The sequence below is a fragment of the Thalassotalea psychrophila genome, from assembly GCF_031583595.1.
GTDB classification, from domain to species: Bacteria; Pseudomonadota; Gammaproteobacteria; order Enterobacterales; family Alteromonadaceae; genus Thalassotalea_A; species Thalassotalea_A psychrophila.
Genome location: NZ_CP134145.1, coordinates 3,339,917 through 3,355,845, shown reverse-complemented (window position 1 = coordinate 3,355,845; position 15,929 = coordinate 3,339,917). Strand labels below are relative to the sequence as shown.

Annotated in this window: 13 protein-coding genes and 1 pseudogene; all 14 read left to right on the top strand. The window is 35.4% G+C overall.

Going from position 1 to position 15,929, the window contains the following annotated elements; genetic code table 11:
• Positions 1-12 precede the first annotated feature (12 nt).
• The 14 genes and pseudogenes from RGQ13_RS13775 to RGQ13_RS13710 all read left to right on the top strand — a co-directional run bounded on the left by RGQ13_RS13775 (position 13) and on the right by RGQ13_RS13710 (position 15,336).
• Positions 13-1,233 carry a glycosyltransferase family 4 protein gene (locus RGQ13_RS13775; RefSeq protein ID WP_348390319.1) on the top strand — a complete coding sequence of 407 codons (1,221 nt, stop codon included), beginning with the start codon at positions 13-15 and terminating at the stop codon, positions 1,231-1,233.
• On the top strand, positions 1,233-2,375 hold the full coding sequence (locus tag RGQ13_RS13770; RefSeq protein ID WP_348390318.1) for a glycosyltransferase family 4 protein: 1,143 nt from the start codon (positions 1,233-1,235) through the stop codon (positions 2,373-2,375). The genes RGQ13_RS13775 and RGQ13_RS13770 overlap by 1 nt, the downstream gene beginning before the upstream one ends.
• A 7-nt stretch (positions 2,376-2,382) precedes the next feature.
• Positions 2,383-3,642, top strand: coding sequence for a hypothetical protein (locus RGQ13_RS13765; RefSeq protein WP_348390317.1), 1,260 nt, complete (start codon positions 2,383-2,385; stop codon positions 3,640-3,642).
• 50 nt (positions 3,643-3,692) lie between these two features.
• Positions 3,693-4,547, top strand: coding sequence for a glycosyltransferase family 2 protein (locus RGQ13_RS13760; RefSeq protein WP_348390316.1), 855 nt, complete (start codon positions 3,693-3,695; stop codon positions 4,545-4,547).
• Positions 4,548-4,569: 22 nt separating this feature from the next.
• A complete protein-coding gene (locus RGQ13_RS13755) occupies positions 4,570-5,487 on the top strand; it encodes a hypothetical protein (RefSeq protein WP_348390315.1) in 918 nt (305 codons plus the stop codon).
• Between the two features lie 61 nt (positions 5,488-5,548).
• Complete coding sequence (locus RGQ13_RS13750) at positions 5,549-6,382, top strand: hypothetical protein (RefSeq protein ID WP_348390314.1); 834 nt, start codon at positions 5,549-5,551, stop codon at positions 6,380-6,382.
• Positions 6,379-7,509 carry a glycosyltransferase family 4 protein gene (locus RGQ13_RS13745; RefSeq protein ID WP_348390313.1) on the top strand — a complete coding sequence of 377 codons (1,131 nt, stop codon included), beginning with the start codon at positions 6,379-6,381 and terminating at the stop codon, positions 7,507-7,509. Before RGQ13_RS13750 ends, RGQ13_RS13745 begins: the two co-directional genes overlap by 4 nt.
• A 340-nt stretch (positions 7,510-7,849) precedes the next feature.
• Positions 7,850-8,020: pseudogene (locus RGQ13_RS20165) on the top strand (DapH/DapD/GlmU-related protein); the annotation flags it as partial.
• A gap of 97 nt (positions 8,021-8,117) precedes the next feature.
• Complete coding sequence (locus RGQ13_RS13735; RefSeq protein ID WP_348390311.1) at positions 8,118-8,915, top strand: WecB/TagA/CpsF family glycosyltransferase; 798 nt, start codon at positions 8,118-8,120, stop codon at positions 8,913-8,915.
• Between the two features lie 70 nt (positions 8,916-8,985).
• Positions 8,986-10,110, top strand: coding sequence for a GDP-mannose 4,6-dehydratase (gene gmd / locus RGQ13_RS13730; RefSeq protein ID WP_348390310.1), 1,125 nt, complete (start codon positions 8,986-8,988; stop codon positions 10,108-10,110).
• A gap of 96 nt (positions 10,111-10,206) precedes the next feature.
• Positions 10,207-11,172, top strand: a complete 966-nt coding sequence (gene fcl / locus RGQ13_RS13725) for a GDP-L-fucose synthase (RefSeq protein ID WP_348390309.1) — start codon at positions 10,207-10,209, stop codon at positions 11,170-11,172.
• 175 nt (positions 11,173-11,347) lie between these two features.
• Entirely contained in the window at positions 11,348-11,815 is a 468-nt protein-coding gene (locus RGQ13_RS13720) for a GDP-mannose mannosyl hydrolase (RefSeq protein ID WP_348390308.1), read from the top strand.
• 407 nt (positions 11,816-12,222) lie between these two features.
• Positions 12,223-13,668, top strand: a complete 1,446-nt coding sequence (locus tag RGQ13_RS13715; protein WP_348390307.1) for a mannose-1-phosphate guanylyltransferase/mannose-6-phosphate isomerase — start codon at positions 12,223-12,225, stop codon at positions 13,666-13,668.
• Between the two features lie 246 nt (positions 13,669-13,914).
• Positions 13,915-15,336 carry a phosphohexomutase domain-containing protein gene (locus RGQ13_RS13710; RefSeq protein WP_348390306.1) on the top strand — a complete coding sequence of 474 codons (1,422 nt, stop codon included), beginning with the start codon at positions 13,915-13,917 and terminating at the stop codon, positions 15,334-15,336.
• Positions 15,337-15,929: the final 593 nt, after the last annotated feature.

Sequence of the window (15,929 nt, the reverse complement as noted above, 5' to 3'; positions counted from 1 at the left end):
TAGAAGTATTTTATGGCTATACACATAGGGATAGCAGCACCGGTTTCAACAGAAAGTATAAAACATTTGTTGCATGAACCAGATGTTCCGTTACCAATTGGTTTTGGTAGTTCGCTTCTAGCACCAGTAATTACTGAGTTGTTGAAAAGAGGACATAAGGTTTCGGTATTTACAACATCAAATGATTTAGAAATAAATAGTAAGCAGCCTTTTCTTGCCGAGGGAAATAATTTTTCTATTTATTACAGTCCACAACGAAAGCATTCAATTAGAATGAATGGGAAGTACCTAGGTAGAATAGTCGATTTTTTCTATTGGGAACGAAAAAGCCTTTTAAAGGCTATAAATAAGAGTAATCCAGACATAGTTCATGCTCATTGGGCATATGAGTTTGCTCTAGCAGCAATCAGTTCAGGTAAACCTCATATCATAACCTGTCACGATTCTCCCTTGGATGTATTGAAGTTTATGCCTAATATTTATCGATTAGGACGATTTTTCATAGCGTTTGTTGCAATGAAAAAGGCGAAAAAATTAACTACTGTTTCCCCTTATATGGTAAAGAAAATTCATTTATTTACGAAAAGACATGTAGACGTTATACCTAACCCACTATCTGAACAGTTAATGAATACAAATGTAGATGATGCAAAGACTATAAATTCTAATGCACCAATAATTATAATGGTATCGAATGGATGGAATGCGTTAAAAAACTGCAAAGCAGGTTTGTTGGCGTTTTCAGAATTAAAAAAATTAATACCCGATGCAATTTTAAAGGTTTATGGTGATTGTTTTGAAAAAGGAGGAGTAGCTAATGATTGGGTCATTGACAAAGGAATAGGCTATGGTATTCATTTCAAGGGTAAGTTGCCTTATAACGATGTCTTAAATGAAATGGCTATTGCTGACGTCTTTCTGCATCCATCCTTGGAGGAGTCGTTTGGTATGGTTTTATTAGAAGCTATGGCTTTAGGAGTTCCGGTAGTTGCAGGGGAAAAAAGCGGAGCCGTGCCTTGGGTTGTTCAAAAAGCAGGATTAGTAATAGATGTAGCTAAACATGAACATATTACAAACACTCTATATGAGTTAATAAATAATCCCGAATTATGGGATAAGTTAAGGCGTTCAGGTCTTAAAAATGTACATCAAAGGTTTTCAACTGAAATGGTTACAACGTCTTATGAGAATATTTATTACAATCTAAACAAAAGTCAATTTAAAGCTAAATGATGGAAGAATTAAGAAGTAAAAAAATAATACATATCTTTAATGAATTAAAGTTTTCAGGTGCTGAAATGATGTATGCACAAGCTGGACGTTTTTTTGAAAATAAAGGGTATAAATTAGTAGCTATAAGTACAGCTAAAGATGTTGGAGAATTCGCACCAAATCTCAAAAAAAATAATTATTCGATTAAACATTTTCCATTAAAATGCTTGAAACTAAACAATGTTTTGCAGTTTGTACTTTATTTTTATAATTTTTATAAATACTTAAAAAAAGAAAATGCCAGTGTATTACACATCCATAAATCAAAACATTTTTGGTTTTTTTCTTTATGTGGCTTTCTGGCAGGTTATAGAGTTATTCGAACAGTCCACAGTGTATTTAAAAATAGAAAGGTAACTTGGCTAAAAGCAGTATTGGAAAGGTACTCTGCTAGAAAATTATTTGGCTTAACTTTTCAAAGTATCGGACAAAGTGTATTTGAAAATGAAAGAGATTATTATAAAAATTCAACTGTAAAGGTAAACAACTGGTTTGATGAAAGTAAATTTTATCCATTAACAGATAATTCTGAAAAAAATAAAATAAGAGCTGAACTAAACATACCAATAGATTGCTTTGTTGTAGTATCTGTTGGGGGGTGTTGTGATATGAAAAACCATCATCATATTATAAAAGCATTAGCTAACCTTCCTAATTCAATTGATATATTCTATTTACATCTTGGCAGAGGTGAAACGGAATGTAAGGAAAAGGAATTAACTTTTAAATGTGGGTTAGAAAGTAAAGTACGCTTTGTTGGCAATACTACCTCTGTAAGGAAGTATCTAGTTGCTTCTGATCTTTATCTAATGCCATCGGACTTTGAAGGTTTGGGGAATTCAGCCTTAGAAGCCATGGCTTGCGGACTTCCCTCTATTTTATACAACGTTGTAGGTCTCAGAGATCTGATTGAAGATGATGATTTAGGCCTTTTGATTAATCCAAATATAGAAGGGTTAATTAATTCGATTATCAAATTATATAAAAGTCCTACTTTGCGTGAAGAAATGAAAATTAAAGCAATAACTAAAGCGAATAAAGAATATAGCCTTGAGCATGGTGTTGAAAGTATTCTTGATTTGTATAAATTGTCTGATAAGTAATAACCCGATGATTATTCAAAAACATCGTCTTATTTCTATTTTTATTTTACTTATAGCAATACTTTCTGTAGCTCCCTTAATTCATGCGTACTCTGGGATTGCATTAATAAACAATACTACTATTGGTTGGATTATAAAGAGTTTATTTTTAGTTACAGTTATTTTTTCAATAAATAGCTACTCACATAAAAGACAATTACAAATGTTATTTTGGGTAAGCCTATATCTGAGTTGGAATGTCATATGTATTGTTAGAGGAGCATTTATTGCTGAAAATTATTGGGATTATAAAGGCTTAATCACAAATGCTTTAGCGCTATGCGTTCCTTTAGTCGCTTATTGCTCAGTAAACTCAATACTTGTAAAAAAGATTATAAAGTTTCTTATAATATATACGACTCTAACATTTATTTTGATCTTACCTATAATGCCTACAGATGCGTATGGTTTTTATTTGGTACCATTTTCTTTAATTTTATTATTTATAGGTCCATTAAATAACAAGTGTAAATTATTTCTAATTGTTATTTCACTTTTTGTGATTTTTTCTGATTTTGGTGCACGAAGTAATGTTATAAAATTTGTAGTTCCCCTCATATTAGGCATGTTCTATTACTTTAGAACATATTTCTCTTTAAGCTTATTAAATTCCATTCGAATTGCATTATTTGCATGTCCGATCATTCTCTTTTCTTTAGCTTCATTTGGGACTTTTAATGTTTTTAAAATCAGTACATATATAGAAGGCAATTATACACAAACGAGGTTTGATATGAAGGGGGATAAAACTGAAGACAATTTGACAGCTGATACTAGAACTTTCCTTTATCTTGATGTGCTATCTACAGCTAGTTTAAATGATTCTTGGTATTTTGGTAGAAGCCCTGCACGTGGTAATATAAGTGAACACTTCGGCGAGCAGGACATGACTGGACGTAACGAGAGGCTGGGTAATGAAGTTGCTATTCTTAATGTTTTTACTTGGACAGGTTTAATCGGCTGCGTATTATTATTTTTGGTTTATTATAAGGCTTCATTTTTAGCTATAAACAACTCCGATAATGTTTTTAGCAAAATTTTAGGATTGTTTTTAGCTTTTCGTTGGGCTTATGCATGGGTAGAAGATGTTAATAACTTCTCGTTAAATCATGTTTTTTTGTGGGTTCTTATTGGAATGTGTTATTCAACTTCTTTTAGGAAAATGACTGATTATGAATTTAAGGTTTGGGTAATAGATTTATTCCGCTTTAAAATTAGATATTCATAACAAATCTTTCCACTTTTCCTGTTTTTTTGAACATAGAGCAAGTCATTCAAATGATATATATCATAACGCCGGTTTTTAATAGAAAAGATTTCACTAAAAACTATTTAAGCGCTTTATCTAGGCAAACATCAAAAAACTTTAAAATTATCATTGTTGATGATGGTTCATCTGATGGAACTTCAGAAATGATTGAGGAAGAGTTTCCTGAAGTTCTCTTATTAAAAGAAAAAGGTGACTTATGGTGGGCTGAGGCAACCAACATAGGTATTAAGCGCGCGATCTCCTTGGGTGCTAAATATGTTATGACATTAAATGATGATACTTTACCATTTCCTGACTTTATAGAAAAAATGAATTATTGGCTTGAGAGAAAACCAAGTGCATTATTAGGTGCATTAGCAGTTGATAATGCAACCGGCAACGCTCTGTTTGCTGGAGAAATTCTAAATTGGAATAATGAGATATCTGAGTTTGCGTTAGACAAGGTTGATAAAGAATTTAGAAATGGAATTCATGAGATAAATATATTCCCAGGACGTGGGTTCTTGATCCCTACTAGCGTTTTTGAGGATATTGGCTTTTATGATTCAAGGAATTTTCCTCAAACTATGGCAGACCTAGACTTTTCAATAAGAGCTACAAATTTTGGTTACAAAACTTATTGCAATTATGATGCGAAAATTAAAATATTTCATGAAGAAAGTGGCGGGATGAAGTTGTTAAATGAAAAGTCCTGGAAAAATTATTACGAACATTTATTTGGAATGAAAGGTGGGGCAAATTTGAGGTGGTTTACCATTTTTGTATTTAAAAATGCACCCAAAAGACATCTATTTCAATATTGGTTCAAAGGCATGGTACGTAGGGTAGGTGGCTATTTGTTACAATGGCTTCGTGGTAAGTAAAAGAAATATATAGTTTATAAAAATGAAACAAAAAATTACTGAAATTATTAAAAATACTAAAGCCTATAATTGGCTAAGACATTTTTTATATAGTACATGTTTAAAAGATTACTCTGGTGAATTCTTAAATGAATATAATGCCAATGAATATATAAAAGACCTTATTAATAGTAATAACCCGTTCATGGTTTCTCGGTTAGGAAGTACTGAATTATCTGTTTTGAGATCGTTCAAGAATAATGTTGATTATAATGAAAAACAACGAGAGACGATACAAAGCCTATCCGGATTTTTTCCGGTTACTACTGATAATTTAAACCTGTTCAGTGAAATGTATTTCAAGCATATTTCTAATATTGATGTTCTAGGTATATGGATGAACCCTTTTGAAGACGTTATCGCGAATGAATACTGTGAAAATGCTTTTATAACAAAACTAAGAAGTTTGGAACCATATTTTTATTCTAACCCTTGGACTTCTGCTTTAAAGGATAAGAAGGTTTTAGTTGTTCATCCTTTTAATAATAGCATTGAAGGGCAATATAAAAACAGGAAACTGTTATTTAAAGATGAAAGTGTATTACCAGAGTTTGAGTTATCAACTTATCAAGCTGTTCAATCTTTAGGCGGTGATAGTGATACATATAGCTCATGGTTTGAAGCTTTAGAAGGTATGCAAAATGACATATCTAAGCTTGATTTCGATATAGCTATAATCGGAGCCGGTGCATATGGTTTACCGTTAGCATCATTTATTAAAAAAAGTGGTAGATCAGCTATTCACCTAGGTGGCGCTACCCAACTATTATTTGGAGTTTACGGTAGACGGTGGGAAGTCAAAGAAGACTTTAAAGATATAATAAATGAGAACTGGGTTAGACCTACAGAAAATGAGAAACCTAAAGCAGCAAAAAATGTTGAAAACAGTTGCTATTGGTAACCTTTGTTAAATCTCATTTTTCTTCTAATTATTTCCATTTAAAAACAAACCTTTAAATATCATGAATTCAAAATATCAATTTACTCTTTCCAATTTAAACAAAGCCAGAAGTTTAGATAATTATAAAATTATAAACTCCAGTATCAAAAATGGTAAGTGTATCGTTTTTTTTAGTGGCAATGGCCTGTATTTCCCAAATACAGAAGAAGAACTAAATAAAACTATAGATACTGACCGTTACGAGTGGCAGAAACTCTACCCAAAGAACTATGAAAAAGTCATATTTATTAGAGATGTATACAAGCAATGGTATGTCGAAGGTATTAATGAGGAAATTGACAGTATAGATAAATTGAAATGCTTTTTAGATAAAGAAATTGAAGGATTTAACACAACATTCATCGGTTCAAGTGCTGGTGGCTATGCAGCGGTGCTACTTGGTGATATATGCACCGTTGACTTAATTATTTCTTTATCAGGCCAGTTTGATCTAACAGAAGAAAAAAAACGATCCCAAGCTAATGAAATTCTTCATCATTCTCCAAGACTTGAATATTTACAGTTAGCTAATTTAACCAATAAAAATATAGTATATTTTTATCCTCGTTTTTCTGAATATGATAAAGAACAAAATTTATTTGCAATTAAAAATAAACTAATAACAATTATAGAAATAAATTCCTCAATTCATGGTGTCCCATTTTATCCTTTTGCCTTAAAGAAAATTTTAGGATTAGACTTTGTTGACTTTAAAAAATTGAGTAATAAAAACCACAATATGACGTTGTTTTCACTAAAGTATTGTACATGCATTGATTTGTTAACTTGGCTTAAAATTCAATTGAGCAAAACGTTTTCCCGATTTAAATACCTAATTACAAGAAAAAATAAATGAAAAAAGTTGTCATTGTTCAGCATCGATTACTTCATTATCGTGTTGATTTATTTAATTTAATGAAAAAGAAGCTTAAGCATAAAAATGTGGAGTTACATTTAGTGCACGGTGGTGCATCGGCAAAAGAATCACAGCGAAAAGATGAAGGACACTTGACTTGGGCCAATAAAATTAAGAATTATTTTTGTACCGTATCAGGTGTAGATTTAATCTGGCAAAAACTTCCAAATGTGGTCAATGAATGTGAACTTCTTGTATTAATGCAAGAAAATCGAATTATTTCCAATTATCCACAAATTATAAAAAGAAAGTTATTGAAGAAAAAAATTGCGTTTTGGGGACATGGCAAGAATTTACAAAGTACCAAACCTGAAGGTATAAAAGAGCTTTGGAAATTAAAGTGGTTAACCAGTGTTGATTGGTGGTTTGGCTACACAAAGTCTACAGTTGATTACTTAGTAAATAAATCTTTTCCTGAACGTAATATAACTTGCCTAAACAATGCTATTGATATTGATGGCTTCAAAGATCAATTAGCTAACATTAGCAATGAAGATCTTGAACGAGTTAGAAGTGATTTAGGAATTGAAGAAAACTCTGTAGTGGGGATTTATTGTGGATCACTTTATAAAGAAAAGCGTCTAAACCTAATGTTAGAAGCTGCTGATTACATTAAAACTAAGAATAAAAAATTTCATTTAGTTATAATTGGTGATGGGCCTGATGCACATATCTTGAAAAATGCTTCACAGACAAGAGATTGGCTTTCACTTGTGGGGGTAAAAAAAGGGCAAGATAAAGCCTTGTTTTATCGTTTGTCACATATTTTTTTAAATCCTGGATTAGTAGGGTTGCATATATTAGATTCTTTTGCGGTGGGCATTCCTATGATAACTACAGAAGATGCATTACATAGTCCAGAGTATGATTATTTAGAAAATGACATAAACGGGCTAGTCTTGCCTGGAAATGCCAAAGACTACGCCATTGGAATAATTGAACTTTTAAATGAAAGTGATAGATATAAAGCAATGTGTGACCAGGCCTTAAATGATAGTGAAAAATACACTGTTGAATCTATGGCGAATAATTTTGTTGATGGCATAGTTAAGTGTTTATCGGATTAATTTAGTAATGAAAAAAACAATTATCGCTTATTTAAAAAAACTAAGAACACAATCCAAGTTGTTAAGAAAAAAATCGTTTTTAACTTATGGAAGAAATTTACATATCGGTAAAGGTGGTGAATTATGGGCTCCAGATTTTATTAAAATTGGTAATAACGTTTACTTAGGAAAATGGGTCAATATTGAAACAAATACCAAGATAGGCAACTCAGTGTTAATTGCTAACTCTGTTAATTTAATTGGGCGTTTTGATCACGACCATAAGCAAATTGGAACGCCTATACGGTTTTCAACATGGATAGGTGACATTGAAACTGATTCAAACATACGGAAACAGTTCATTGATATAGAGGATGATGTATGGATCGGTGCTGGGGCTATTGTGTTAAATCCGGTTAAAATTGGCCGAGGTGCTATTGTAGCAGCTGGTGCCGTAGTGACTAAAGATGTAGATCCTTACTCTATAGTAGGAGGAAATCCTGCAAAAATTATAGGGTGCCGCTTTAATGATTTGGATATTATTGAACATGAATGCCGTATAAAAAATGGTGCGTTTGAGTATGACGCTAGAGGATTGGAATTCTCTGTCAGAAACCCCGGTAAAGCTAATGTTTGATTCTTTTTCTACGATCATAAATATGCAAGTTGCAGTAACCAATTTACAAAAAGCATTATTTAAAATAATACAAAAGTCTCAAAGTAAACAACCTGCTTATGTTTGCGTTTCAAATGTACATATGTGTATGGAGGTATTTGACTCTAATTCTTTTAAGAGTGTAGTAAATCAAGCTGACCTTGTATTAGCTGACGGTAAGCCAATATCTTGGGGGCAAAAACTGTTGGGCTCTGCTGAAGCTGAACAAGTTAGAGGCCAAGATATAATGAATGCAATTTGTGAATTATCAGGTATAGAAAATTTAAATGTTGGTTTTTATGGTGGTAGCTCGGACAAACTTCTAAAAGAGGTCGTTTCAAAGTTAAAGAAACAATATCCTGATATCCAAATTACATATACTTACTCTCCACCATTTAGACCGTTAAAAGAAGACGAAGATCAGCAAGTAATACAAGATATTAAAAATGCAGATGTGAATATTCTTTTTGTTGGTATTGGTTGTCCTAAACAAGAAATTTGGATGGCAGAGCACAAAGAAAATTTAAATTGTGTGATGCTTGGTGTTGGTGCTGCATTTGATTTTATTGCTGGCAGTAAAAAACATGCGCCAAGATGGATGCAAAAATTAGGATTAGAGTGGTTATTTAGACTTTGCTCTGAACCAAAACGTTTATGGAAACGCTACCTAAAACAAAACCCTCGTTTTATTTATCACTTTTCAAAACAGCTTATTAAGCACAAGCTTAAAGCTAGAAAGCTAGAAAGAGACAAACCACAAGCCTCAAATTAGAAAACTTCGAATTAAGAGCTTATAGTTTAAACACAGAATTCAAAAATTAAGATTCAGTAAAGGAATAGAAATGACTAACAAAGTAGCATTAATCACTGGCGTAACTGGCCAAGATGGCTCGTATTTAGCCGAATTATTATTAGAAAAAGGTTATGAAGTACACGGTATTAAACGTAGAGCTTCAAGTTTTAACACTGAACGTGTTGATCATATCTACCAAGATGCACATGAGGAAAGCCCAAAGTTCTTTTTACATTATGGTGATTTATCAGACTCGTCTAACCTAACTCGTATTATTAAAGACGTACAGCCTGATGAAGTGTATAACTTAGGTGCACAATCACACGTTGCAGTATCGTTTGAATGTCCTGAATATACGGCCGATGTTGATGCAATGGGCGCTCTTAGAATTTTAGAAGCGATTCGCTTTTTAGGGTTAGAGAAAAAGACACGTTTTTATCAAGCTTCAACTTCAGAGCTATATGGTGAAGTTCAAGAAATACCACAAAAAGAAACTACGCCATTCCATCCTCGTTCACCTTATGCCGTTGCTAAAATGTATGCATATTGGATCACCGTAAATTACCGTGAATCTTACGGGATGTATGCTTGTAATGGTATTTTGTTTAACCATGAATCACCACGTCGTGGTGAAACATTTGTTACCCGTAAAATTACTCGTGCACTGAGTAATATTTCTCAAGGGTTAGAAAAATGTCTATTTTTAGGTAACATGGATGCATTACGTGATTGGGGTCATGCAAAAGATTACGTAAGAATGCAATGGATGATGTTACAACAAGATGTAGCAGACGATTTTGTTATTGCTACGGGTAAACAAATTTCGGTTCGTGAATTTGTACGTTTATCTGCATTAGAACTTGGTGTTGAATTAGAGTTTAGTGGTGAAGGTGAGCAAGAAATTGCTACTGTTACCGCTATTACTGGTGATAACGCTGCTGCGCTTAGTGTTGGTGATGTGATTGTGCGTGTTGATCCTCGTTATTATCGTCCAGCAGAAGTTGAAACGTTATTAGGTGACCCTACAAAAGCAAAAGAAAAGCTTGGTTGGGTACCAGAAATTACTGTTGAAGAAATGTGTGCTGAAATGGTACAGCACGACCTTGATAAGGCTAAACGCCATGCATTGCTTAAAGCTCATGGGCATGATGTTTCTATTTCTTTAGAAAATTAATCAAAAAAATGTTTTGCCACAGAGGGCACAGAGAACACAGAGATTTTTGTCTCGTTTAACTCGGTGTCTCGGTGGTGAATTTAAAAGGTTTTAAAAATGAAAAATATTCGCGTATTTGTAGCAGGGCACCGTGGTATGGTGGGCTCTGCTATTGTTCGTAACTTAGAAGCTTGTGGTGGTCATGAGATTGTTACTCGTTCGCGCTCTGAGCTTAACTTATTAGATCAAGCTGCGGTTGCAGATTTTTTCGACTCTGAAAATATAGATCAGGTTTATTTAGCTGCGGCTAAAGTTGGAGGTATTCATGCGAATAATACTTACCCAGCCGAATTTATTTATGAAAACCTAATGATAGAAGCAAACATTATTCATCAAGCGTTTAAAGCTGGTGTTAAAAAACTTTGTTTCTTAGGCTCTTCATGTATTTACCCAAAGCTTGCCACGCAACCAATGGTAGAAGAAGAGTTGCTAAAAGGTTATTTAGAACCAACGAATGAACCATACGCCATTGCTAAAATTGCTGGTATAAAGCTTTGTGAAAGTTATAACCGCCAATATGGAGTAGATTACCGCTCGGTAATGCCTACTAACCTTTATGGTGAAAACGATAACTTTCATCCTGAAAACTCTCACGTTATTCCTGCCATGATGCGCCGTTTTCACGAAGCAAAGCTTAATGGTGATGATAAAGTAGTTGTTTGGGGTACAGGTAAGCCAATGCGTGAATTTTTACACGTAGATGATATGGCAGCTGCAAGTATTCATGTATTAGAGCTAAGTAGTGATATTTATACAGCGAATACTCAAGAAATGATGAGCCATATTAATGTAGGTACAGGTATAGATTGTACTATACGTGAACTTGCTGAAACCTTAGCCGATGTTATTGGCTTAACAGCTGAATTAGAGTTTGATACTACTAAGCCAGATGGTGCGCCAAGAAAGCTGATGGACGTATCTCGCTTAAAGTCGCTTGGTTATGAAGCTAAGATTTCTCTTAAAGATGGGCTAGCTGAGACGTATGCTTGGTTCCTTGAGCATCAGGATGATTATCGTAGCTAAAAACTAGAAAACTAGAAAACTAGAAAGCTAGAAAGCTAGAAAGCTAGAAAGCTAGAAAGCTAGAAAGCCAAAAGCTAAAGCGAGATCCTGAAATAAATTCAGGAAGTAGAAAGCTAGATTGCGGCCTCCGCCACAATGACGGTTTGTAAAGAAGTAGAAAGCTTGTAGAGAAATTATGTTCTTAGAAAAAGAAACTTTTAAAACTGTTATTGCCTCAACGCCTCTTATATCAATTGACTTGGTTATTCGAAACAGCCAAGGACAATACTTGTTAGGTTATCGTAATAACAAACCAGCACAAGGTTATTGGTTTGTACCTGGTGGCCGTATATTAAAAGATGAACGCAAAGATGATGCGTTTACTCGTTTGGTATTAAATGAACTTGGCGTTCACTTATCTATTGAAAATGCTAAGTTTCATGGTGTGTATGAACACTTTTACGATGACTGTGTTTTTAGTGACGATAAGGTGTTCTGTGATGAAGTTAGTACACACTACATTGTACTTGCCTATGAAGTAGTACTTGATATTGCTTTAGATGATTTACCTGATGCTCAGCATAGTCAGTATAAGTGGGTTGATGCTGATGAGATGCTAGCGGCTTCAGATGTGCATGTTCATAGTAAATGGTATGTAAGCTAGAAATGCGAATTACGAATACGCTGTGCTTCGAATACGCTGTCGCTTCGATAGGTGTTTCGTAATTCGGAATGTAATGTATTCGTAATTCGAATCTGAGATAAGAATACGTTATTTTGTATTTCGAATTTAAGTACTATTCGGTGAGTCTGTGTAATTTGTTGGCCTTAGTTAAATTTTTTATCATCGAATTTCGCTAATTAGGTTAATCATAGAAAGTTGGAAAAGTAGAAAGCGACATTGCGTCCAGGTCGATTAGTTCGGGTATGGACCTATGTGGAAGCTGAAAGCTAGAAAGCTATGAGCTTTGCACTATAATGATAAAAAATGGATTCCCGCCTTCGCGGGAATGACAGATTAAATAATGGATTCCCGCCTTCGCGGGAATGACTGATAAAAAGAAATAGATTATGATCACACCAGTAATTATGGCAGGGGGCTCGGGCTCTCGTTTATGGCCTTTGTCACGTAAGTTAATGCCTAAGCAGTTTTTAAAAATTGCTTCAGAAAACTCTATGATCCAAGAAACGGTTTTACGTTTGTCGGGTTTAGACGTTGCAACACCACTTTGTATTTGTAATGAAGAACATCGCTTTATTGTTGCAGAGCAGATGCAAGCAATAGATGCATTAGGTTCAATTATACTAGAGCCTGTTGGGCGTAATACTGCGCCTGCTATTGCCCTTGCAGCACTAAGTGAACTTAATGCTGGTAACGATCCTGTAATGCTGGTGTTGGCGGCTGATCATGTTATTGAGAATGAAGCCGAATTTTGTCGTGTTGTGGCAAGTGCTGAATCTCTTGCGGCAGAAGGTAAGTTGGTTACCTTTGGGATTGTGCCAACTCATGCTGAAACAGGATATGGGTATATACGTGCAGGGGCGCAGCTTGAAGCTAGAGAGCTAGAAAGCAAGCCGCTTGATGCTTTTTCTGTTGATTCATTTGTAGAAAAACCTGATCTTGTTACTGCTGAAGGTTATTTGGCCTCTGGTGAATATTACTGGAACTCGGGTATGTTTATGTTCAAAGCATCTCGTTATATTGAAGAGCTTGAAAAATACCAACCGGAAATTCTTAAATATTGTAAAGCATCCCTTAAACATACCAGTAATGATATGGATTTTATTCGAGTAGATGCTGATGCGTTTGCGGCATGCCCTGATGATTCTATTGATTATGCGGTAATGGAACCGCTGTGCAAAGCACAAGGCTCTGACTCTGTAGTTGTTGTGCCTCTTGATGCTGCCTGGAATGATATTGGCAGTTTTTCAGCTATTTGGGATTTAAAAGAAAAAGATGATAATGGCAATGTACATCAAGGTGATGTATTAAGCCATGGTAGTACTAATAACTTGGTAATTGCCGAGCAAAAACTTGTAGCAACGGTTGGCCTAGACAATTGCATTGTGGTTGAAACCAAAGATGCAGTACTTGTAGTTAATAAAGACAACGTACAAGACGTTAAAAAAATTGTTGAACAAATTAAAGCCCTTGGCAGAACTGAAGCTAATATTCACCGCCAAGTGTATCGTCCTTGGGGCCATTACGACTCAATCGACGTAGGTAAACGTGATCAGGTTAAACGAATTACGGTAAAACCTGGTGAAAAGCTGTCAATTCAAATGCATCACCATCGCGCTGAACATTGGGTTGTAGTATCTGGTACTGCAAAAGTGACTAATGGCGATGATACCTTTTTAGTACGTGAAAACGAGTCTACGTTTATTCCTATTGGCACTATTCACGCTCTTGAAAACCCTGGCGTATTGCCGCTTGAACTTATTGAAGTGCAATCGGGTGACTACTTAGGCGAAGATGATATTGTTCGCTTTGAGGATAGATACGGCAGAGCGTAGCTTCGCTACTGCCAATATGCTATCGCTTCGAATACATTTCATTTCGAATATGGTACTACGTACCTCCGAATTCACTGACGCTTCGATAGCTGCTTCGTGATTTGGATACACTATCGGTTCGAATACGCTGCGCTTCGATAGTAGCTTCGAAATGAAATGTATTCGTAGTGCAACGTATTCGTGATTCGCAACTATTTTTATTCGTAATTAGTTACTAATTTTTAAACATTATTACCGAGGTATACCTTGTCTGTTACACCATTAACTTGTTTTAAAGCCTATGATATTCGCGGCCAACTTGGCACTGAATTAAATGAAGAGATTGCTTATGCCATTGGTCGTGCATTCGCCCTTGAAATAAAACCTAAAAAGGTTGTTGTAGGCGGTGATATTCGATTAACATCAGAGCAACTTAAACTTGCCCTTGCCAAAGGCTTGCAAGATGAAGGGGTAGATGTAATTGACCTTGGTATGACCGGTACTGAAGAAATTTACTTTGCGACTAAATATTTAGGTGTTTGTGGTGGGGTAGAAGTAACGGCCTCGCATAACCCTATGGATTACAACGGTATGAAATTGGTACGTGAAGACTCTAAACCAATTTCAGGTGATACTGGTTTGAATGCAATAAAAGCGACTGCTGAAAAGTTATTATCTGAAGTTGATGATAACGTCCGAAAAAATTCAGGTAAAAGGGGTAAGTACATCACCAAACCTTTAAAAATTGAGTTTGCTAAGCACATGCTTGGGTTTATTGATGCAAGTAAGCTTAAACCATTAAAACTAGTGGTTAACAGTGGAAATGGTGCAGCCGGGCCGGCATTAGATGCTATTGAAAAAGAGCTCATTGCTGCTGGCGTAAATATTGAATTTATTAAAGTGCACCACAAGCCAGATGGTAACTTTCCAAATGGTATTCCTAATCCTTTATTACCTGAATGTAGGGCTGATACTGCAAACGCAGTAATTGAACATAAAGCTGATATGGGTATTGCCTGGGATGGCGATTTTGACCGCTGTTTCTTGTTTGATGAAAGCGGCGAGTTTATTGAAGGCTATTATATCGTTGGGCTTCTTGCTGAGGCGTTTTTAAAGCGAGCTAAAAGCTCAAAGCTAGTAGCTAAAGAGAAGATCATTCATGATCCTCGTCTTTCTTGGAATACTATTGATATTGTTGAAAACTCTGGTGGTGAGGCCGTAATGAGTAAAACCGGGCATGCGTTTATTAAAGAGCGTATGCGCAAAGAAAATGCTATTTACGGCGGCGAAATGAGTGCTCATCATTACTTTAGAGATTTTGCTTATTGTGACTCTGGTATGATCCCTTGGTTATTAGTTGCTGAGTTACTTTCAGTTAAAGGCACAACACTATCGTCAATGGTTAAAGAACGTATTGCTGCGTATCCTTCAAGTGGTGAAATTAATTCAAAACTTGCTGATCCTAAAGCTTCTATCGCGAACGTACTGGCTGCATTTAAAGATGATGCGGTTGTGTTTGATCAAACCGATGGTATTTCATTAGAGTTTGCAGGCAACGACGGTGAATGGCGATTTAATCTTCGCTCTTCTAACACTGAGCCTGTAGTGCGTTTGAACGTTGAGTCGAAAGCGGATGTTGGTTTGATGGAAGCTAAAACCGAAGCTATTTTGCAAATACTTAGAAGCTAGAAGCTAGAAGCTAGAAGCTGGAAAGCGGGAATGACATCCGTCATCCCCGCACAGGCGGGGAACCGATCAGTTAAGAAACTAAAGTTTTTTCTCTGTGTAGTGAAGCCTCGTTTTCCTCTGTGGTTTATTTGACTTTTAGAGCTGAAACCATTGAACCACCGAGGCGCTATGCACTTCACCGAGGCACTTCGTGTTACACCGAGAACAACGGGAAATAGTATCTAATTTTCCTGACGAAGGTCTAACACCGTTCAGTTAAGGAAATAAGTTTTTTATCTGTGTAGTGAAGCCTCGATTTCCTCTGTGGTTTATTTGACTTTTAGAGCTGAAACCATTGAACCACCGAGGTGCTACGCACTTCACCGAGGCACTTCGTGTTACACCGAGAACAACGGGAAATAGTATCTAATTTTCCTGACGAAGGTATAACACCGTTCAGTTAAGGAAATAAGTTTTTTATCTGTGTAGTGAAGCCTCGATTTCCTCTGTGGTTTATTTGACTTTTAGAGCTGAAGCCATTGAACCACCGAGGTGCTACGCACTTCACCGAGGCACTTCGTGTTACACCGAGAACAACGGGAAATAGTATCTAA